Origin of the sequence: Avibacterium sp. 21-594 (assembly GCF_026226815.1) — a bacterium.
GTDB lineage: Bacteria > Pseudomonadota > Gammaproteobacteria > Enterobacterales > Pasteurellaceae > Avibacterium > Avibacterium avium.
In genome coordinates this window covers 1180035-1201034 of the sequence record NZ_JAKKOC010000001.1, presented here as the reverse complement: position 1 = coordinate 1201034, position 21000 = coordinate 1180035, and the positions used below count along the sequence as shown (strand labels likewise).

At 41.0% G+C, this 21000-nt stretch carries 20 protein-coding genes and 1 pseudogene; 9 read left to right on the top strand and 12 right to left on the bottom strand.

The genetic code is table 11. The features are described 5' to 3' along the window. Window positions 1-8: 8 nt before the first annotated feature. On the top strand, window positions 9-380 hold the full coding sequence (locus L5B76_RS05650; RefSeq protein WP_265754607.1) for a type II toxin-antitoxin system RelE/ParE family toxin: 372 nt from the start codon (window positions 9-11) through the stop codon (window positions 378-380). Beyond that, a complete protein-coding gene (locus tag L5B76_RS05645; RefSeq protein WP_265754606.1) occupies window positions 377-679 on the top strand; it encodes a helix-turn-helix domain-containing protein in 303 nt (100 codons plus the stop codon). Before L5B76_RS05650 ends, L5B76_RS05645 begins: the two co-directional genes overlap by 4 nt. 4 nt (window positions 680-683) lie before the next feature. Here L5B76_RS05645 and L5B76_RS05640 read toward each other — a convergent pair whose 3' ends face one another. Beyond that, entirely contained in the window at window positions 684-1001 is a 318-nt protein-coding gene (locus tag L5B76_RS05640; protein WP_265754604.1) for a DUF5389 domain-containing protein, read from the bottom strand. Between the two features lie 46 nt (window positions 1002-1047). On the opposite strand from L5B76_RS05640, the gene L5B76_RS05635 reads away from it, so the two are divergent. Both L5B76_RS05635 and L5B76_RS05630 read left to right on the top strand, forming a co-directional pair. Beyond that, on the top strand, window positions 1048-1914 hold the full coding sequence (locus L5B76_RS05635; RefSeq protein ID WP_265754603.1) for a rhomboid family intramembrane serine protease: 867 nt from the start codon (window positions 1048-1050) through the stop codon (window positions 1912-1914). A gap of 27 nt (window positions 1915-1941) precedes the next feature. Then, on the top strand, window positions 1942-2706 hold the full coding sequence (locus L5B76_RS05630) for a DeoR/GlpR family transcriptional regulator (RefSeq protein ID WP_194751349.1): 765 nt from the start codon (window positions 1942-1944) through the stop codon (window positions 2704-2706). 94 nt (window positions 2707-2800) lie between these two features. On the opposite strand, the gene L5B76_RS05625 is transcribed toward L5B76_RS05630, so the two are convergent. Next, the gene (locus L5B76_RS05625; protein ID WP_265754602.1) at window positions 2801-3592 is read right to left on the bottom strand and encodes an outer membrane protein assembly factor BamD; all 792 of its coding nucleotides are present in this window, start codon (window positions 3590-3592) and stop codon (window positions 2801-2803) included. Window positions 3593-3688: 96 nt separating this feature from the next. Here L5B76_RS05625 and rluD point away from each other — a divergent pair, with 96 nt between their 5' ends. After that, the gene (gene rluD / locus L5B76_RS05620) at window positions 3689-4663 is read left to right on the top strand and encodes a 23S rRNA pseudouridine(1911/1915/1917) synthase RluD (RefSeq protein WP_103855312.1); all 975 of its coding nucleotides are present in this window, start codon (window positions 3689-3691) and stop codon (window positions 4661-4663) included. Between the two features lies 1 nt (window position 4664). Continuing rightward, window positions 4665-5399, top strand: coding sequence for a peptidoglycan editing factor PgeF (pgeF, locus tag L5B76_RS05615; protein WP_265754601.1), 735 nt, complete (start codon window positions 4665-4667; stop codon window positions 5397-5399). Between the two features lie 15 nt (window positions 5400-5414). Here the strand turns inward: pgeF and L5B76_RS05610 are convergent, their stop codons facing one another. The 4 genes from L5B76_RS05610 to L5B76_RS05595 all read right to left on the bottom strand — a co-directional run bounded on the left by L5B76_RS05610 (window position 5415) and on the right by L5B76_RS05595 (window position 9556). Further along, window positions 5415-6950 (bottom strand): YifB family Mg chelatase-like AAA ATPase, encoded by a 1536-nt coding sequence (locus L5B76_RS05610; protein WP_265754600.1) that lies wholly within the window; start codon window positions 6948-6950, stop codon window positions 5415-5417. 212 nt (window positions 6951-7162) lie between these two features. Beyond that, window positions 7163-7795 carry a ribosome biogenesis GTP-binding protein YihA/YsxC gene (gene yihA / locus L5B76_RS05605; RefSeq protein ID WP_265754599.1) on the bottom strand — a complete coding sequence of 211 codons (633 nt, stop codon included), beginning with the start codon at window positions 7793-7795 and terminating at the stop codon, window positions 7163-7165. Window positions 7796-7979: 184 nt separating this feature from the next. Next, window positions 7980-8561 (bottom strand): aminotransferase class IV family protein, encoded by a 582-nt coding sequence (locus L5B76_RS05600; RefSeq protein ID WP_265754598.1) that lies wholly within the window; start codon window positions 8559-8561, stop codon window positions 7980-7982. Next, entirely contained in the window at window positions 8561-9556 is a 996-nt protein-coding gene (locus tag L5B76_RS05595; RefSeq protein WP_265754597.1) for an aminodeoxychorismate synthase component I, read from the bottom strand. The genes L5B76_RS05600 and L5B76_RS05595 overlap by 1 nt, the downstream gene beginning before the upstream one ends. Window positions 9557-9614: 58 nt before the next feature. On the opposite strand from L5B76_RS05595, the gene L5B76_RS05590 reads away from it, so the two are divergent. The 3 genes from L5B76_RS05590 to L5B76_RS05580 all read left to right on the top strand — a co-directional run bounded on the left by L5B76_RS05590 (window position 9615) and on the right by L5B76_RS05580 (window position 12152). Then, window positions 9615-10184, top strand: a complete 570-nt coding sequence (locus tag L5B76_RS05590; RefSeq protein WP_265754596.1) for an anthranilate synthase component II — start codon at window positions 9615-9617, stop codon at window positions 10182-10184. A gap of 118 nt (window positions 10185-10302) precedes the next feature. After that, window positions 10303-10782, top strand: a complete 480-nt coding sequence (locus L5B76_RS05585; RefSeq protein WP_103853920.1) for a Dps family protein — start codon at window positions 10303-10305, stop codon at window positions 10780-10782. Window positions 10783-10943: 161 nt separating this feature from the next. Then, on the top strand, window positions 10944-12152 hold the full coding sequence (locus L5B76_RS05580) for an IS256 family transposase (RefSeq protein ID WP_013745008.1): 1209 nt from the start codon (window positions 10944-10946) through the stop codon (window positions 12150-12152). A gap of 137 nt (window positions 12153-12289) precedes the next feature. On the opposite strand, the gene L5B76_RS05575 is transcribed toward L5B76_RS05580, so the two are convergent. The 6 genes and pseudogenes from L5B76_RS05575 to fabR all read right to left on the bottom strand — a co-directional run bounded on the left by L5B76_RS05575 (window position 12290) and on the right by fabR (window position 21000). Next, window positions 12290-15052: a DEAD/DEAH box helicase family protein gene (locus L5B76_RS05575; protein WP_265754595.1), complete on the bottom strand. Its 2763-nt coding sequence runs from the start codon at window positions 15050-15052 to the stop codon at window positions 12290-12292. Beyond that, window positions 15042-16496 carry a site-specific DNA-methyltransferase gene (locus L5B76_RS05570; RefSeq protein WP_442780791.1) on the bottom strand — a complete coding sequence of 485 codons (1455 nt, stop codon included), beginning with the start codon at window positions 16494-16496 and terminating at the stop codon, window positions 15042-15044. Before L5B76_RS05570 ends, L5B76_RS05575 begins: the two co-directional genes overlap by 11 nt. Window positions 16497-16546: 50 nt before the next feature. Then, entirely contained in the window at window positions 16547-17023 is a 477-nt protein-coding gene (locus tag L5B76_RS05565) for a site-specific DNA-methyltransferase (protein WP_326938266.1), read from the bottom strand. Then, a pseudogene (locus L5B76_RS05560) lies at window positions 17023-17240 on the bottom strand (hypothetical protein); the annotation flags it as partial. The pseudogene L5B76_RS05560 and the gene L5B76_RS05565, both read right to left, overlap by 1 nt. A 254-nt stretch (window positions 17241-17494) precedes the next feature. After that, the gene (gene adhE, locus L5B76_RS05555) at window positions 17495-20119 is read right to left on the bottom strand and encodes a bifunctional acetaldehyde-CoA/alcohol dehydrogenase (RefSeq protein WP_265754593.1); all 2625 of its coding nucleotides are present in this window, start codon (window positions 20117-20119) and stop codon (window positions 17495-17497) included. Between the two features lie 260 nt (window positions 20120-20379). After that, complete coding sequence (gene fabR / locus L5B76_RS05550) at window positions 20380-21000, bottom strand: HTH-type transcriptional repressor FabR (protein ID WP_115248821.1); 621 nt, start codon at window positions 20998-21000, stop codon at window positions 20380-20382.

The following is a 21000-nucleotide window of genomic DNA, read 5'->3' as shown; positions in this document are numbered from 1 at the left end:
GAGGGGGAATGAAGCACATATGGCGAGTTTTATTGCAAGAGCCTGTTGTTGATTGGTTAAAAACATTACCACGAGATGAAGTTTTAAAAATCTATGCGGCGTTGGATTTGCTATCAGCAGAAGGGCCTCAATTAGGCCGACCTTATGCCGATACGTTGCAAGGCTCTAAATACCCCAATCTGAAAGAGTTAAGGGTACAATCTAAATCTTCTGTTTTTCGATTATTTTTTATTTTTGATCCTATTCGTCAAGCTATTGTGCTATGTGGTGGGAATAAAAAAGGTAAAAATGAAAAGTTATTTTATCGTGAAATGATTGAAATTGCAGAGCAAGTTTATGACGCATATCTTTCCAAATTTGAAATGGAGAATAAAAAATGAGTATAGATTTTCAAGATTTAATGGCGGAATTATCGGAAGACGAAAAAGCAGTAGTGAAGAAAATGTCAGAAGAAATGCGGATGGAATTGCAACTATATCGTATTCGTGAAGAATTAGAAATTTCGCAACAAGAAATCGCTGAAGCCTTAAATATTAAGCAACCCTCTGTTGCTGCATTAGAAAAACGCGGCAACGACATTCGCCTTTCTTCCGTAAAACGCTATGTAGAAGCAATGGGGGGAGCATTAAACCTTTCTGTCCAACTTCCAACAGGGAAAGTGGTAACTTTTAATTTATAGTTAATTAAACCCTAAATCCCACCATTGCCACATAGCCTAAAATGCCGTAAAAAATCACCGCACTTAGGATAAGCAAGGCTTTGCCTTGTTGGGCATTGCGTTGATGAATGAGGTAAAGTATTCTTGCGCTAATGCCTAAAATAAAAGGATAAACCCAGAAAAAAATCGACATCAACGTAGTTTGCAAATCACTTAAACTGGGGTTTTTCAGTAAATTTGGCGAGATAAGTAGCGCCAAGGGCCAAAGCAAAATAGGTAGGCAAAAAATAGCGAGCGCCCAAGTGAAAGGGCTAAAGCCAGAGGGCATTTTTTGGTTATTCATTTATTTCACCATAACATCATCAAATTAAAGAGTTGAAATATAGCAAATGCAATATTTATTTGGTAGTGAAATTCGTAACTTTGCTTTTCATTTTCGTGATTATATTTTGGCGAAGTATCAACGTAATTTATCCGTTCAAGAAATTTCACAGCAGGGGCAACCAGCGATTTTTGCCGTGTTTGCTGATGAGGATGATCCATTATTCTCCAAAATAGAACAAGAAGCACAGGCCTTTTTGCAAGATCCTACCCATTCGCGTTATCAACAAGCCAGCTGGGAAACAGGCAAAATTGAACAAGTTGATGAAGACAAAGTGCGGTGGAAATTTCCTCAGTTTTCCCAGTGGAAACAACAAAAATTTACCGTTTTTTTAACCGCACTTTGCCTGATTATTTACCTTTTTCAGCTACTTGGTTTTAATCAAGACATTTTGCTAGCCACCCATTATCCAGACGGCTATGCGGAACAATCCAAGCTTTGGCGCTATTTCACGCATAGCCTTGTCCACCTTTCCCCTTGGCATATCACCTTCAATTTGGTGTGGTGGTGGATTTTTGCTGGGAAAATTGAACAGAAATTTGGCACAGCAACGCTGGTGCTGTTGTATCTGCTTTCTGCGTTTATTAGTGGTTTTGCGCAAAATATGGCATCAGGGCCTGCATTTTTCGGATTATCTGGCGTGGTGTATGCGGTGTTAGGCTATGTTCTGGTATTGGATAAATTTAGTCGTCAGCACCCCTTTCATTTACCGCAAGGCTTTTTTACAATGCTCCTTGTTGGTATCGCCTTTGGTTTTGTTAGCCCCTTGATTGGGGTTTCTATGGGGAACACCGCGCACATCACGGGCTTATTAACGGGCGTTGTATTAGCTGGGGTAAAAATCTTGTTTGCCAAGCCACAAAAAACAATTTAAAAATAAACACAACATCAGGAAGAAGCAATGAAACAATCCCTTCGTCATAAAAAGATCATTTCGCTAGTGAAACAAAATGGTTATTTAAGCACGGAAGATTTAGTTAGCCTGCTTGGGGTTAGCCCACAGACCATTCGCCGCGATTTGAATGAACTGGCAGAAAATAATTTAATCAGCCGTCATCACGGTGGCGCGGCTTCCCCTTCCACATCAGAAAATTCTGATTATGTGGAACGTAAGCACTTCTTTTCAACAGAAAAAAGACGCATTGCCGAAGAAGTGGCGAAAATTATTCCCAATGGTTCATCGTTATTTATGGACATCGGCACAACCCCAGAAGCGGTGGCGAATGCCTTGTTAAATCACAAAAATTTACGCATTGTGACCAATAACCTGAATGCCGCTTACATTCTGATGCAAAATAAAAGTTTTGACATCACAATGGCGGGCGGATCGCTGCGCCAAGACGGCGGCATTATCGGTGAAGCCACCGTGGCATTTATCAAACAATTCCGCTTAGATTTTGGTATTCTCGGCATTAGCGCCATTGATAGCGATGGCACATTGTTAGACTATGATTATCACGAGGTGCAGGTAAAACGTGCGATTATGGAAAGCTCGCGTAGCACTATTTTGGCAACTGATCATTCCAAATTTAACCGCCGCGCAATGGTATGTTTGGGATCACTCACCGAGCTGAGCCATTTATTTACCGATACCCCACCGTCAGAGAGCATTATTCAGCTATTAGAAGGAAGTAACACCGCCGTGCATATTTGTGGGGAAATTTAACCGCACTTTTAGCACTAATATAATGCACTTCTTAAAGGAAAATAAAAAACGGCAAGCGTACTGCTTGCCGTTGTTATATCAAGAATGACGAGAACTATTGTCCACTTGGTAGTGCGATTTCTGGATCTGCTGGTTTCTCAACATCTGCAAATTGTTTGTCTTTATTTGCATCAATCAACACTTGGGTTTTATTTGCCAAGTCGGTCAAGTTCATTTTCTCATAGGCTTCTTTCATTAATGGTAATGCTTCAAGGGTTGCCTTTGTATCAGGATATTGTTGTAACATTCCCACCACACGGTTTGCTACTGCAACGTAAGCGTTACGTTTCATATAGAATTTGGCAATGGCTAATTCGTGGCGCGCTAAGCTCGATTTAATATAGGCCATACGCAAAATCGCATCTTGTGCATAAGGGCCATTTGGGAAATGCTGAACAACGGTTTGGAAATTTGCAAAAGCACGTTTAAATGCAGTGGCTTCACGGGTTGCGCGATCAATTCCAAAGAAATCTTGGAATGCGTTCTCTCCCATTGAGAAGTTGGTTAAACCTGCCATATATACCACATAGTCTAAGCGTGATGTGTTTGGATACTGTTGCAAGAAACGTTCTGCCGTAGCAAGGGTTTTGGTGTAATCTTTTGCTTTATAGTAAGCGTAAATCAAATTGAGTTGGTTTTGCGCATCGTAGTTACTACCAGGGTAACGAGTTTTTAACGCATCTAAATAGCGAATTGCCTGAGAGTAATCGCCATCTTGTAAATAGGCTTGCCCTTTAGTGTAAAGTTCCTGTGGTGAGGCTTGCTCAATTTCACGCGAACTGTTTGAACAGGCGGTAATAACGAAAGCGCTAAGCGCAATCAGGACGAGAGATTTTAATTTACGCATTGATGATTCCTTTTTTACGAGCAATGATAAATAAGTTACAATGCTCCCTATTTTATAGCACATTGCTAAATAAGCAAATTATTCACGGATTTATTTATGGCATATCTTACTTTATCGGCAGAAGTTCTGCCCAGCCAAATGGGACAACGTTTAGACCAAAGCTTAGCGGAAATGTTCCCGGACTATTCTCGTTCACGTTTAAAAACTTGGATCGAAAGCGATCTGGTGAAAGTAAACGGTGAAGTGGTGAATGTGCCACGCAGTAAAGTTTATGGCGGCGAACAGATTACCATCAATGTTGAAGTGGAAGATGAAACCCGTTTTGAGCCAGAAAATATTCCGCTCAATATTGTGTATGAAGATGATGATATTTTAGTCATCAATAAGCCAAAAGATATGGTGGTTCACCCTGGGGCAGGCAACCCGAATGGCACAGTACTCAATGCCTTGCTTTATCATTATCCGCCGATTGCAGAAGTGCCAAGAGCGGGCATTGTTCACCGCTTAGACAAAGACACCACCGGCTTAATGGTGGTGGCAAAAACCATTCCTGCACAAACTAAATTGGTGCGAGATCTGCAAAAACGCAAAATTACCCGTGAATATGAAGCCATTGCTTACGGCATTATGACCCAAGGCGGCACCGTGGACGAACCAATGGCGCGCCACCCAACCAAGCGTACTCATATGGCGGTTCACCCAATGGGCAAGCCAGCGGTAACGCATTATCGCATTATGGAACGTTTCCGTAATTACACGCGCCTGCGCCTACGCCTTGAAACTGGGCGAACTCACCAAATTCGCGTGCATATGGCGCATATCGCCCACCCATTATTAGGCGATCAAACTTACGGCGGACGCCCACGCCCACCGAAAAACGCCAGCGAGGAATTACTCACCACCTTGCGTGATTTCAAACGCCAAGCGTTGCACGCCATAATGTTACGCTTAGAACACCCAATCACAGGGGAGTTAATGGAATGGTACGCGCCATTACCAGAGGATTTCGTTGGCTTAGTGAATGCCTTAAAAGCCGATTACCTTGCTCATAAAGATGAATTGGATTACTAAAATGGACGCACTTAAACCAAACTGGGCAGCTCCTGCCAATATCCACGCTTTCACTACCTTGCGCCAAGGTGGCGTTAGCCAAGCGCCTTATGATAGCTTTAATCTGGGCGATCACGTTGGCGATGACAAAAATTCAGTAAAAACCAACCGCACTTTGTTGGTGGAACAATTTCATTTGCCGCAGTTTCCGCTTTTCCTAAATCAAACTCACAGCACAAGGGTGATCCGCTTGCCTTATGAGGGCAACAATTTAGATGCCGATGCGGTTTACACCAACCAACCGAACCAAGTTTGCCTTGTAATGACCGCAGATTGCCTGCCTGTCTTGTTTACCAACCAACAAGGTACGGAAGTTGCCGCCGCACACGCAGGTTGGCGTGGCTTATGTGATGGCGTGTTAGAGCAAACGATGCAACAATTCCAAGCCGAACCACAAGAGATTATCGCGTGGCTAGGCCCTGCTATCGGGCCAAAATCATTCCAAGTGGGGGAAGAGGTTCGCCAACAATTTATCGCGCAAGATCCCAATGCTGCACAAGCCTTTGTGCCAGATTCTAGTGAGCAAGGCAAATACCTCGCGGATCTTTACCACATCGCCCGATTACGTCTTAACAAATTAGGCATTTCGCAAATTAGTGGTGGCGAGCATTGCGCTTATCTTGAAAAAACAGCGTTTTTCTCTTACCGCCGTGATAAGCAAACAGGCCGAATGGCATCGCTGATTTGGTTTGAGTAGCTTTTTACCGAGATGTTACCCCATATTTTTTGAAAGTTTCTGCAATAGTCGATCCATCGCCCGATAGGAAAGCGCTTCGGCCAAATGAGGGCGTTGGATTTGCTTTTCATTATGCAAATCTGCAATGGTGCGAGCCACTTTTAAAATACGGTGATAAGCACGCACAGAAAGCCCTAATTGAGTGAGCGTATTTTCAAGAAAAATGCCGTCTTGCGAGCTAATTTTGCAATCTCGCTCAATTTCTTTACTACTTAAATGTGCGTTGATTTTTCCAGCGCGGGCAAATTGAATTTCACGAACCTTAATAATTTTTGACCGCACTTGCTCGCTGGTTTCCCCTTTATTTTCAATGTGTTGTAATGCACCTTTAGGCAAAAGGGGGACTTCAATGGATAAATCAAAGCGATCTAAAAACGGCCCTGAAAGACGATTCAAATAGCGCATCACCTGTTGTGGTGAAGTACGATTATGCACACCAGTGTAATGCCCAGTAGGACTTGGGTTCATTGCTGCAATCAGTTGAAATCTCGCTGGAAAACAGATTTTCGCATTAGCGCGTGAAATAATGATTTCACCACTTTCTAATGGCTGACGCAAAGCATCTAGCACCTTGCGCTCAAACTCTGGTAGCTCATCTAAAAACAACACGCCATTATGCGAAAGAGAAATTTCCCCCGGTCTTGGGATCGTCCCCCCTCCCACCAAAGCAGGCAAAGACGCACTGTGGTGGGGCGCGCGAAATGGGCGTTGTTTCCAGTTTTGAAAATTTAGCTCATTTTGTACAAGGCTAGTAACGGAAGCAGTTTCTATGGCTTCTTGCTCGGTCATTTCTGGCAATAATCCCGTTAAACGGCTCGCCAACATTGTTTTTCCCGTACCAGGTGGCCCTAAAAGCAATAAATTATGTTGCCCTGCGGCGGCGATGGTTAAGGCTCGTTTAGCGTGTTGCTGACCAATAATATCCGTTAAATCTGCTTGATTTTTAAAAGAAAAATTCACCGCACTTTGCGTGGTTAAATCCGTGGCAAGGGGCAGTTTTTCTTGTTCATTAATAAATTGCACCACCTCTAATAAATTTTGCGCAAAATAACTTTTTTGATCGGCGACTAAAGCCGCTTCATTAGCATTTTGTCTGGCAATAATCGGGCAACGGCGTACTTTTTTAGCCGCTAAAATTGCAGGAATAATGCCGTGAACCCCACGCAATTGCCCTGTTAAAGCCAGCTCCCCCAACAATTCAAATTGCTTTAAACGTTCAGGATTAACTTGTTCAGAAGCCGCTAAAATCCCAATGGCAATGGGCAGATCAAAACGCCCGCCGTCTTTAGGTAAATCCGCTGGCGCAAGGTTCACCGTAATCCGCTTGGCAGGGTATTTAAAATTGGCATTTAACAACGCACTTCGCACGCGATCTTGTGCTTCTTTCACCGTTTTTTCTGGCAAGCCCACAAGGGTAAAACCCGGTTTCCCGTTGCTTAAATGCACTTCAATAGTCACCAGCGGCGCTTGCACCCCCATTGACGCACGGCTATAAACAATGGCTAACGACATTTATTATCCTTTATCTCATTTCATTTGAAGAACTAATATAGAAAAAGCCAAAAACAAAGAAAATTCCCACCGCACTTTTTTGCGATCGGGATCGAGAAAATTGATCGGGCAGTCTATTGATGTAGTGAGAAGTTTTTTAGGTAAGAGATTGCTTTTGCAGAATTGTTACTGATTTTAAAAAGTGCAGAATTTCCCCTGCACTTTTTCATTGATTACGCTTCTTCATCTTCCACAATTACAGCGCTAAACCAGCTATCCAATTTTCTTGCTAGTTTATCAATGCCTTGTTTTTTCAAGGCGGAAAAGGCTTCTACTTGCACATCGCCTTGGAATGGCAAAATGGCTTCGCGCACCATTTTCACTTGCTTGCTCACGGCGCTTTGGCTCAGTTTATCCGCTTTGGTGAGCAATAATAGTACAGGCAAATCAGCGGACACCGCCCATTCAATCATCTGTTGGTCTAAATCTTTCAAGGGGTGGCGAATATCCATTAAAATCACTACACCGCCTAAACATTCACGTTTTTGCAAATATTCACCCAAAGCCTTCTGCCATTGGATTTTCATTTGCTCAGGTACGGCAGCATAGCCATAGCCCGGTAAATCCACCAATTTGTAGAACGGTTCCACTTCAAACACATTAATTAATTGCGTCCGCCCTGGAGTTTTGGAGGTACGGGCAAGGTTTTTCTGGTTGGTCAATGCATTAAGTGCGGTGGATTTCCCTGCGTTAGAACGCCCTGCAAAGGCAATTTCCATACCGCTATCTTCAGGCAACACGCGAATATTCGGCGCACTCGTCAGAAAATGGGTTTTGTGATAATTCAGTTTAATTTCGTTGCTCATTTTATCTATCTTTTAACTATTTCAGCCATAAGGAAAGTGCCTAGCATACCCTAAAATCACAAAGTGCGGTAAAAAATCTCGAAATTTTCCACCGTGCTTTGTGGTTATTCAAATAGAGTATGCTTCATTCTACAATTTCCCCCTTTTATAGGTTGAAGCCCACGCAGGAGATTGGTAGAAATATTCACAACGGATTTAACGCATTAATCAGTCTGATTTCCTCGTAATCAGCTAAATCCGTGAGAAAAATTGACCGCACTTTGATTTTATTTTGTTGCAGTAATGCGGTGCGTTGGGTGCCGATTAATAAGGGGCTGTCAGGGGTGAACCATTGTGATCCTTGGCGTAACACCAGATTACCAATGGAGCAATCCGTTACCTTACCATTTTTGATAATCATAATCTCATCACAATCGCCTTTTTGTTTTAGCAATTCGTTGAAAATGGCGCGGTTGCTATATTTCAGGTGGTAGTCAATGTCATCGCAAATCACGGGCTGGAAGCGTTGGTAGGTTTTACGTTGATAAGGAAAACATTGCAGGTGATATTGCGTGGCGTTGTAGTCGATACGGCAGCGGATAATTGGGCTTTGAAGATTTGCCCAAAGAGCGGTGTTTTTTTGCAGAATTTTTGCGAGGGAAAAAATTTCATAAGGTTGCCCTGCATAAAATTCACTCAGGCTGTTTTCATAACGCTGTTGGTGCAGGGCAAGATTTTGCACTTGCCCATTTTCAATGCACAGGGTTTCAAACAGGGGAAAATCCATTATTTTGTTCCTTGCTGAAGTTTAAGTGGGACATAAATTTTCTCTAACAATTCTTGATATTCTTGCGCGGCTTGGCTTTGAATGGTGATGCCGCCGCCACTGTGGAAAGCAGTGTTTCCGTTTTGCTGAGAAATAAAGCGAATTGCCACTGCACTTTCTAGGCTTTCGCCGTTAAAAATGCCAAACACGCCAGTGTAATAGCCCCGTGGTGCTAATTCCGCTTGTTGAATGGTGGCAACGGTTTTTTCTTTCGGCGCACCGCTGATTGAGCCTGCGGGTAAAAGCTGGCTAAGCATTGTGCCGATGTTGGCTTGCCAGTTTTCCTTAAGATCGGCGCAGATTTCTGAACTTGTCTGCCAGATCGCACCACGTTCAGTGAAAATCTTTTCTAAATAACGAAAACGTTTTACTTGCACATTTTGCCCTACGATAGCCAGATCATTACGCATTAAATCCACAATAGTGTAATGTTCCCGTTGCTCTTTTTCACAATTGAGTAATTGATTTTCTGCATCAGGCAAGTTGGCGTTAATCGTGCCTTTCATTGGGTAAGTGAAAATTTGGTTATGCGCGATTTTCACGAAAGGCTCTGGGGAAAAGCAGACAAACTCTTTTTTAAACAAGAGCTTATATTTCGCTTGCGTAGCAGAAAAAAGCGTATTGAGATCGTAATTTATCGCAATCGGCGTGGCATAAGTCAGATTAAGCAAATAGGAATTGCCTTGCTGTAACGCCTGTTGCACAATCTCAAAACCTTGCTGATAAGTGGCGAAATCAATGGGAAATTTTTCTAGCTTAAAGGGCTGTTTTGGGCTGGCTTTTTGTGCCGTTGAAAGATTATTTTGACTAGCAAATTCAAACCAAATGCCTTGCTCTGCGCATTGTGTAAGGGGGCAAATGATGGGCTTTCGCTGTTCAAAATCAATCAAAAAGAAAAAGGGCGTGCGTTGCGCACCTAAACGGTTGGCTTGCTGCACAAAGTGATTAAATGGCATAAGGGCGATGAATCAAGTAAGATAACAAACATTTTGGTCATTGTAGTGAATCCCTGAGATGAACACAAATTTATTAATTATCAATAATCACGATTCTTTTACCTATAATTTAGTGGATTTAATTCGTCAATTTGACGTGCCGTTTTCTGTGGTAAATGTGGAACAGCTAAACCTTGATGAAGTGGATAATTTCAGTCATATTTTGATTTCCCCCGGCCCTGATGTGCCGAGTGCTTATCCACAACTGTTTGCGATGTTGGAGCGCTATCAGCATAGCAAATCAATTTTGGGTGTTTGCCTTGGGCATCAAACCCTGTGCCAGTTTTTTGGTGCAACCTTGTATAATTTGCCACAAGTGCGACACGGGCAGGCAAAGCAAATCAAAGTGCGGTCAAATTCTGCCTTATTTTTAGGCTTGCCCTCGCAATTTCAAATTGGGCTTTATCATTCGTGGGCGGTATCGACGCAGAATTTTCCGTCAGAATTAGAAATTACTGCTACTTGTGAAGAAGAAGTAATTATGGCAATGCAGCATCGCCATTTGCCAATTTTTGGCGTACAATTTCACCCAGAATCTTATATTTCAGAACTGGGTAAGGCGTTAATTGCTAACTGGTTGAAAACTTAAAGCTATCGAACTTTTAACAATAAATAGCTTTAGGCTATCAAATCTATCATTTATATCCATTTTATTTGTAAGGGATTAATCCCTATTATATTTCCAACAAAACAGAGGAGAACATACTATGGCAACAAATATCGGCTTAGACAAAGCCACTTCAGAAAAATTAGCACAAGAACTCAATAACTTACTTGCGACTTATCAAGTATTTTATATGAACGTGCGCGGTTATCACTGGAACATTAAAGGGGTAAACTTCTTTGAATTACACGCAAAATTTGAAGAAATTTATGATGATTTAGTGGTGAAAGTGGACGAAATCGCAGAGCGTATTTTGACGTTAGGCTACACGCCAAGCAATGCGTTCAGCGAGTATTTAACCAAATCTTTAATCAAAGAACATACAGGCGTGAGTGCAGCACAAGACTGTTTAAGTGGCACATTAAGCGGTTTCAAAACCTTGTTAAAACAACAACGTGAAATCTTAGCCTTAGCCGCTGATGCAGATGATGAAGGCACCGCTTCACAAATGAGCGACTACATCAAAGAGCAAGAAAAATTAGTGTGGATGTTTACTGCCGCTTGTGAAAGCTGCAACAGCTAACTTTTGAATAAAAGGCTGTGTTTTAACAATCCGTTGATAAAGGCAACACCAGTAAAGAGCGTTCGAGGAACGCTCTTTCTGATTCTAGGTAATTGAGCCTCTCCCACAATTTGTGTAAATGCCTGTTTCTGAGATAATACATTAGATACAGGTATTTTATTATGAACGAAAAACAACTCCACGCCTTGGCAGCGGAATTTGCCAAACACCTCAAAACACCGGAAGACCTTAATCAGTTTTCTCGAATGCTCAAAAAAATCACGGTCGAAGCAGCCCTAAACGCGGAACTGACTGACCACCTTGGTTATGAAAAACATCAGCCACGAAAAGGCAAAAATGCGCGTAACGGCTATACGTCCAAAACTGTGATGTGTGATGAGGGTGAAATGGAAATTGATACCCCTCGTGACCGTGAGGGCACCTTTGAACCGCAGCTTATCAAGAAAAACCAAACCCGAATTACCGGAATGGACGAGCAGATTATCGCCTTATATGCCAAAGGCTTAAGCAATCAAGAAATCGTCGAAATGTTCAAAGAACTCTATGATGCTGATGTGTCAACGAGCTTGATTTCTCGCGTGACAGATTCGGTTAAAGAGCGCGTCTTGGAATGGCAAAATCGCCCGCTTGATGCGGTGTATCCGATTGTTTATTTGGATTGCATCGTGGTCAAAGTGCGTCAAGACGGGCGGATTATCAACAAGTCCGTCTTTGTGGCGTTGGGTGTGAATTTGGAGGGGCATAAAGAATTACTCGGACTCTGGATTGCCGAAAACGAAGGCGCGAAGTTCTGGGCAAACGTGCTAACAGAGCTGCAAAATCGCGGTTTAAAAGACATTTTAATTGCGTGTGTGGACGGTTTAAAAGGCTTTCCTGACGCCATTAATGCCGTTTATCCCCAAACCAAGATTCAGCTTTGCATTGTGCATTTGGTGCGTAATAGTTTGAAATATGTGTCATGGAAAGATTACAAGGCGGTGACTGCGGATTTAAAACAGGTGTATCAAGCCCCGACGGAGATGCAAGCACGCGAGAATTTGACCGCACTTTCGCAAAAATGGCAGGAAAAATACCCGCTTGTAGCGAGAGGTTGGGAGGAGAATTGGGCGAATATCGCGACATTTTTTGATTATCCGTCGGATATTCGCAAAGCGATTTATACCACCAATGCGGTGGAGTCACTCAATAGCGTGATTCGGCGAGTCATTAAAAAACGCAATGTATTCCCGACGGATGAGTCGGTGTTCAAGGTAATATGGCTGGCGATGAAAGATGCGTCAAAGAAATGGACAATGCCGATTCAAAACTGGAAACAGGCAATGAATCGTTTTATGATTGATTTTGGTGATCGCCTCGACGATCACCGTTAAGTTGAAATGGGTGTTTACACAGAATTTGGGATAGGGTCAGCCAATTAATAAAATTGCTTTATATATTGTTAGCGATGAAAATATTCCGATCTTTCTTGTAATCTCATTTAAAAATAATTTGATTTTTATGATTTTAATTAGCCGATGGGAAATAACTGCTTGAACTTTTCATATTGTTCAGGACTTTCCTCTTTATCAGCAAAAAAGGGCAAGCCAATCAAACGATAATGCGGTGTATCGTGACTCAAAATTTTATCTTTACCATATTTATTGGTAATCTCATTCAAAAACTGTTGTTTCCAAGCATCTGCTTCTAGTAAATGATTTCCTTTTGGTTCAATAAAAATCTGATAATGTAAAAAGTCAGTTATACCATTTGAAGAAGATTTTTGTTTATCTTTCAATAACAAAATAAAATCAGGCATAAAACCCTCGCCATCATCAAAATTGGCTAATCTCAACACTTCTTCATTGCGAATTAACCTCACATCATAATTGGTTTGCAAATTACCCAATTGATTGGCAATAAAGGTAATCAAATTTTCTTCCAAAGCGTTGCCGATAAAGTTATCCATTACATACCAATCATACTTTTGAATAACAGATTGTTTAATTTGGGATTTTTCAACCCATTTCTGTTTTGGTTTGCCAAAAATTTTCCACAAGTTTTTAGGCGTAAATTCGGTTGTTCCTATAAATGGCTTATCGCTTTGATTTAAATGGGTTTCAACTTTATCCAGCACCATCAAACAAGCCTGTAATTTATCAGCAGGGCTAATATTTTTGCTTTCGTCTAAACCCAAAAATTCAATCTTCCAATCTTTGAGTAAATCCATTTGCAATTCATCACGTCTGGCAATATTCAGCTTAGTTTGCAACTGGTTAAAATGAAACAAAGAATTTGCCTTTTTTCCTTTAATATGCAACGCCTTATTGAAAATATGCCTATCCATTTCTGAAACTTTGATTATTTGGGTAAATGCGGTCTGTTTGCCAATTTGTTGGGATTGTTCATCTTTTTCATCGGCTTTAAATTGAGTTTCCAGCAAAATTTGACTGCCGTGTGTGGTAAACGACAACGTTTGTAGATTAGCTTTCAAGCTATCCGCATTATGGACTTTCGCATGTGGATTGGCTTTTTTTTCGTTTACCCAAATCAGAATGTTTCTAAAACTTTCATCTTGTGCAAATTTTTCTTTCAATCCAATTTTGACTAAAACCTTATCTGTATTTTCAGGCAGGAAACCATCTTTACGTAATTCCGCCTTTAATTCAGAAATATAACGAGATTTTTCATCGTGCGTGTAATAAAACAATTCTTCCAACACACGCAAATCGTGTTGTTGGTTTTCATCAAATTTACGCTTATTGGGTAATTTATCTTCAAACATAAAAGGAAAATAACGTACACCACGCCCGATTAACTGCTTTTCTGAAACTGTTGCAGATGCTGTTTTTCCTGCTTTTTTGTTTGTACCACCGCCATTTTGCCCTTCATACAAACGCACAATATCAAACAAATTCAATACGTCCCAGCCTTCGGTTAATCTATCAACAGTAAAAATAGCTCGGATGGGATTATCTGCCGCTTCCAAATTGTTCAACAATTTTTCTGTTGCTTCATCGGTTTTTTCTTTTTTTGTTTTATTGGTTTCAGAATTGGTAATGATCACATTATGTGCTTGATACGACTGGCGAATCCAATCAGCAATATTGCTGTGTTCTAAGCCTTGTTCACGCATAAATGTCAATGCTTGTTCGGTGCGTGTTTTGCCTTGTTCATTTTCGTTTTCGTCTGTTTTTAGGTTATCTGAAAGTCGATTTAAAAATGCAAAATCTGCTACTTGAATACGCTGTACCCATTGTAAAAATTCTCGATAATCCGCTTTGGACTCATCAATCGTTTTACTGCGAAACAGCATCACAGGCTTGAAATTTGCAATCCCATATTTCAATGCAATTTGATGGCGATACCAGGCAAAAAACAAAGCGTGCAATACACGTTCTTTTTTATCAAAAGTGGAAGAAACCAAGTTAATCGACTTGGTGTAACCTTTACTCAAAAAATCTTTTAAATCAAACTTCGTGATGATTTTGTCACGGTATTTTTCTTGCACTTCCGTGTTTTCAGGTAGCGTAGCGGTAAATTCCAGCAATACATTTTCACTAGGATTACCGTTTTTATTCAGCAACAACTCTAAAACCATATGCTCCCAGCCCTTGCGTTCAATTTCCGCTTCACTGGTTTGTCTTGTAATTTCCTTATCCAAATCGAGTTCTGCTGATTTTCCCTTTTTGGTTTGTGCGTTTAAATGGTGTGCTTCATCGCCCAGCATCACAAGGTTCAATTTGTGCAAATCTGCCAATGTGGTTTGGTTTTCTCGCTCGGTGTGGATATCGTTATACAGTTTTTGAATACTGGTAAATTTAATTTCAATGCCGTCTGAATGTGGGCTGAACGTTTCCACTTTGCGAATGGGAATTACCGTATCGCCTTGCAAAATCTTTTTGGTAAATAAAAATTTTGCGTGCGCCGGGTCAATAAAATTATTTTCCGTTTTATCCACGATATTGTTTTGATTGACAAAAAACAAAAAATGCCGATACCCTTTTTCAAAATAATACAAAATCAACGCCGCCATCATCATTGTTTTGCCGGCTCCTGTTGCCATATTAAATAGCAAATGCGTTGGCTTATTTTTTAAATCAGGGAAATCATCTAGCTCTGAAGTGCGGTCAAAAATCAAAAAGTTTTCAAGGGCAGATTTTTGCCATTCAAAAAAATCATATTTTAAGTTTTTGGAAACAAATTCAGGCATTTCAAGTAATTCAGGCTTGTATTTTTTAACCGCTTTACGTTCATTTTCAATCACTTCAAACAAAGTTTTATCATTCGCCATCTTTTTTCTCCGCTTGATAGAACGCACGGCTTAACGCTTTATCGTCATCGTTTAAGCAACCTGCAAATTGTTCATCATCCATTTCAGATAATGAAACATACATTTGATTTAAATCTAACATTTCAAGCATCATTTGTTTTTGTTCGTCTAATGGCAAAGATTGAAATTCAGGCTCTTCAATAATTTGGCTAAATTCATTTACGCTGACGTTGTATTTTAGGAAATAGCGTTCGCATAATTCATCAAACAGCGTTTTGATGTCGTCTGAACTTTCACAAGCCAAAATTTGTTGTTTTGCGGTTTCGTTAAATGGAGCAAGCTCGGCATAGACAAACTCACCACCACCTTGCCAATTCACGGCTTTGGAAATACCGCCTTGCTCGCCATCAATCACTTTTTTCAAGCGTTCAACGGCAAGCGTTTCAATATAATCCATTTGTTCAATACCGATGTATTGGCGGTTCATTTTGTGAGCAACGGCGGCGGTTGTGCCGCTACCTAAATGGTAGTCTAGGACTATGTCGTTTTCGTTGGTTGTTAGTTCAATAATTCGTTTGATTAGTGCTTCTGGTTTTTGTCCATCAAAATCTTCAACTCTTTGGGCATCGTTAGCCGAGATAATTTGGACTTCATCATCATTCCATAAATCAGATAATGGATTGCCTTCTTTATCGTCAAGATACCGTTTAACCCTAGGTGTTCCATTTTTTGTGAAAATAATTCTTCCTGCTTTAATACCTTTATCAATTTCTTCTTGTCCCCAAATCCAATGTTTTCCTTTTGGTGGCTCTAGTAATTTACCATTAAAATATCTTGCCTGACCTTGACCTTTTTGAGTAAAGTCAAACGAACCATACCTTCTATTTGTATTTTCTTCAATATATGGGTAATTTTTAAAATCTGCCTCTTCAACCTTTTTAAGGAAAAGTTTGTTAATTTTTGATTTACCATTTTTAGAATAAACTAATATATATTCAACCACATTAGATAAAAATGAGCTTTGTTTTTTAGCACTTTTAACTTTTTTCCAAATAATTGTATTCATATGATTGTTTCTACTGTAAATATCATTAAGTAAAACATTTAAGTATGAATATTCATTGTTATCACATTGGATAAAAATCACACCATCATCAGCTAATAAAGTTTTCGCAATTTCTAAGCGATTTTTCATAAAAGTGAGCCACGTGGAATGTGAAAATTTATCGTTATATTTAAAACTATCGTTTTCCGTGTTATACGGTGGGTCAATATAAATTAGTTTGATTTTGCCTTTAAACTGCTTGGCAAGCGAATGCAGGGCTATTAGATTATTGCCTTTGATAATGAGATTTTCGGCTGGCGTGCCGTCAAAATGTCGTTTGATTTCGCCAACGGCTTGTTTGCCGTCTGCGGTGTGGCGAGAGAATTTTGAGAATGCTTTTGCGTCAAAAAGTCGGTCAATTTCATCAAAAGCAAGTATTTGATTAAAAAAGATTTCTTGTCTTTTTCGGGTTAATTTGGTGTATAATTGGCTGGCTGGCTGGCTGGCTGGCTGGCTGGCTGGCTGGCTGGCTGGCTGTTATTGCGTTTAAAATAAATCTCTTCGCCTTCTTCGGTGCTTTGTCCGCCATTTAACACACAGTCTTTAAACGGAAAATCCAACACAATATCGCTGCTGTCTTTTAAAAAGCGTTTACCATCTGTCAAGCCTATGCGGTTGGCAAATCGGGTGTAAGAGTTGTTTACACTGTGTTTATCTAAGAAAAAACGAAATTCCTGCATTTTGAATACCCATGCACCACCAATTTTAGTAAAAAAATGACGTTTCAACGTTTCGTTTTGCAACAATAATCCGATAATGACGGGGTCGGTTTTTTCGGCTGCATCAATCAGCTTAGGTTTGTTGAGCGTGGTTTGGTTTTCATCTGCCCAATATTCTGGCAGTGATTTCAGGGCTTGATGTAGTTCGTCTTGAATCATATTACTCATCATTTAAAATCCTTATTTAATTGGCTGTGGCAACATAACAATTTTATTGTAGATTGTATTAGAATAGCAGGGCGTGTAGCCACGTCTGATCGCCCGACTGTACATATGGTTTTGCGAATAAAATCTAGCAAAACTGCTTTTTATTTGCCGATGTATCTTTGACGAAATTTAAAAAATCGTGATACACCAAATACTTGTTCAAGTATTTGTTTGTCATAATCCTTGCCATTTTTGACCTTTTCTTTTTGGCTGATGGAAGACAAAAAGCCTGTTCGTGTCAGATAAATTCTCAAAAAAGCGGTTTTAAAATGCCTAATTCTTTTGTTATGCTTGGCATAACAAAATTTCTTACGGTTCAATTAATTATGAAAAATTTTATCAAGTACAATTAAAATATCAACGGATTATTAAAATACTTTCTAATAAAAAAACCACCGCTCTTTTAAAACGGTGGTTTTTTATTTTTACCAATTAATACTGGCTTGCTTCATAGCCATAATAAGCATTGGTTAAGATCACTTCCATATCTTCCACTAATGGCAAGCGTGGGTTAGCTGGCGAGCATTGATCTTCAAAGGCAAGCAATGCCACATCACGACGCGCATCGAGCCAAGTTTGTTCATCAATACCTTGTTCTTTGAAAGACATTTGAATGCCCACGCTAGCAGCTAAATCATAACAAGCTTGCGCGAAAGATTTCACGCCTTCTTCTGGCGTAGCACAAGGTAAGCCTAGCATACGTGCGATTTCTTGGTATTTCACATCGGCTTTGTAATGATTATATTTCGGCCAAGTTGCCACTTTTTGCGGACGTGTACCGTTATAACGGATAACGTGTGGCATTAAAATGGCGTTGGTGCGTCCGTGAGGCGTATGGAAACGGCCACCAATTTTATGGGCAAGAGAGTGGTTCATTCCTAAGAACGCATTGGCGAATGCCATTCCTGCCATCGTTGAGGCGTTGTGCATTTTCTCTCTGGCTTCTGGATCTTTTTCTTTTACGGAACGTTCAAGATTTTCAAACACTAATTTAATCGCTTGCAACGCTAAGCCGTCTGTAAAATCATTGGCTAGTACCGAAACATAGGCTTCCGTTGCGTGAGTTAGCACATCTAACCCTGTATCCGCGGCAACGTGAGCGGGTACGGTCATTACCAGCGCCGGATCGACAATAGCGACCGTTGGGGTGAGTGAATAGTCGGCGATTGGGTATTTTTTATCACCTTCGGTGATCACGGCAAATGGCGTAACTTCAGAACCTGTTCCTGAAGTGGTTGGGATACCGATAAAGCGTGCTTTGCGTCCTAATTGTGGGAATTTAAAGGCACGTTTACGGATATCCATAAATTTTTGTACGAGATCGCGGAAATCCACTTCAGGTTGCTCATAGAATAACCACATTACTTTCGCTGCGTCCATTGATGAGCCACCGCCTAGGGCAATAATGGTGTCTGGTTTGTAGCTACGGATTAGCTCAACCCCACGGCGTACGGTTTCAATGCTTGGATCTGGCTCAACATCGGCGAATAATTGATAGGTAACGTGATTGCCGCGTGCGGTGATTTGTTTCGCAATTTTTTCTACAAAGCCTAAATCTACCATTGTGCGGTCGGTGATGATCACCACGCGTTCCATTCCTTTCATTGATTGTAAATATTGGATTGAATCCCGTTCAAAATAGATTTTTGAAGGCACTTTAAACCATTGCATATTATTTCTCCGTCTGCCCACTCGTTTAATATTTAATAAATTCACCGCACTTACGTTGTTGCCTACGGAGTTTTTACCGTAAGAGCCACAACCGAGAGTTAAAGATGGCAAGAAGGAGTTATAAACGTCCCCGATCCCACCAAAAGTGGACGGTGAATTCCAAATCACACGAATGGCTTTCACACGCTCGCCAAATTCTTTGGCAAGGGCTGTATCTTTGGTGTGAATGGCAGCAGAATGGCCTAAACCGTTAAATTCCACCATTTGCTCGGCAAGTTTCACCCCTTCTTCACGGGAATGGGATTTAAGCAAGGCTAGCACTGGGGAAAGTTTTTCACGGGTGAGTGGTTCTTTTGGCCCAACTTCTTTACATTCAGCTAAAAGAATATTGGTTTTTTCTGGCACTTCAAAACCTGCTTGTTGCGCGATCCAATGGGCGGGTTTACCCACTACGTTGGCGTTTAATTTTGCCCCTGCACAGTTTGCGCTGTTGGCTTTTGCGCCGAACATAAATTCTTCCAACATCGCTTTTTCTTTTTTATTGACTAGGTAAACGCCGTAAGATTTCATCTCTTTAATGAAATCGTCATAGATTTCCGCATCAACAATCGCCGCTTGTTCAGATGCGCAGATCATTCCGTTATCAAAGGCTTTGGACATTACAATATCGTGTACTGCTTGTTGAAGATCCGCGCTTTTTTCTACATAAGCTGGCACATTTCCTGCCCCTACGCCTAAAGCAGGTTTACCGCAAGAATAAGCCGCTTCAACCATTGCGTTACCGCCTGTGGCTAAAATAGTTGCGATACCAGGGTGTTTCATTAACGCTGCCGTGCCTTCCATTGATGGTGTTTCAATCCATTGAATACAATGTTTTGGCGCACCCGCTGCCACTGCCGCATCATAAACAATACGCGCAGCGTGAGCGGAAGATTGCTGTGCTGAAGGGTGGAAGGCAAAAATAATTGGATTACGTGTTTTAAGCGCGATGAGGGATTTGAAAATGGTGGTGGAAGTCGGATTTGTGGTTGGTGTTATCCCACATATCACGCCAACGGGATCAGCAATTTCAGTGATGCCCGTTACATCATCTTCGCTGATTACCCCTACGGTTTTCAGATTTCGCATATTATTTACCACATACTCACAGGCAAATAAATTTTTCGTTGCTTTGTCTTCAAACACACCACGCCCTGTTTCTTCATAAGCGTGCATTGCAAGCACACCGTGCTGATCGAGTGCCGCAACGGAGGCTTTCGCCACAATGTAATCAACCTGTTCTTGGTTGAGCTGGCGGAATTCCTCTAAGGCGACTAAGCCTTTTTCCACCAAGGCGTTCACTTCTGCTTGAGCTGGGCTAATTGTGTTTTCAACCACGTTACTCATAATGATTTCTCCTAAAGTTTTAAATTGATAATTTTTTCCTACGGAAATTATACCTATTTGGAGTAACTGGAACTGAAACAATTTTGCATTAAAAAACGAAAGACTGATCTAGATCAAAGAGAAAATATGCTTATTTAACAAATGTTTAACCTATACTTAACAAGGTTTTAAATGAAGTGTCAATGAAAGGGAGAAAATAAAAAATCCGCTCGATTTTGAACGGATTTAAGTCGATAAAAGTAGAAAAAATAGAAAAAAAATCACCGCTCTTTTTGTTCTTTCTGGGCGGCATAGGCAGCCCCTTTTGCCAACATTCTTAATTGTAAGATAACGCGATTTTTCAATTGTTCTCGTTCTTCTTTTGCCATATCCAGCGCATTCGCACCAGCAGTGAACACCAGTGTAACAATGCCCTCGGCTTGAATATAAGCAATGTGGCGGGAATAGCCATTGCGTTCGGCAATATATTCTGCCAGTTCGTCAATAAAATGCTTAATTTCCCGTGCAGCGGCGGTGCGGAACGCGTGCGATGTGCCAGAGCTTTCACGCAATAATAGGCGGAAAACGTTGGTGCTGTGGGTGATAAATTCAAAAAACGTATTCACCGAAATCACGATAACGCTACCGCCATTTTCCAACCGTTTTCGTGCTTGGCGCATTAATTGGCGCAGCATTAGGCCTGCTTCGTCCACCATTTCTAAGCCGAGTTCGTCCATATCACGAAAATGGCGATAAAAAGAGGTGGGCGCGATACCTGCTTCTCTTGCTACTTCACGCAAGCTCAGATTGGAAAAACTTTTCTCCGCACTGAGCTGATTAAACGCTGCACTGATCAACGCGCGTCTGGTTTTTTCTTTTTGAATTGCACGAACGCCTGCCAT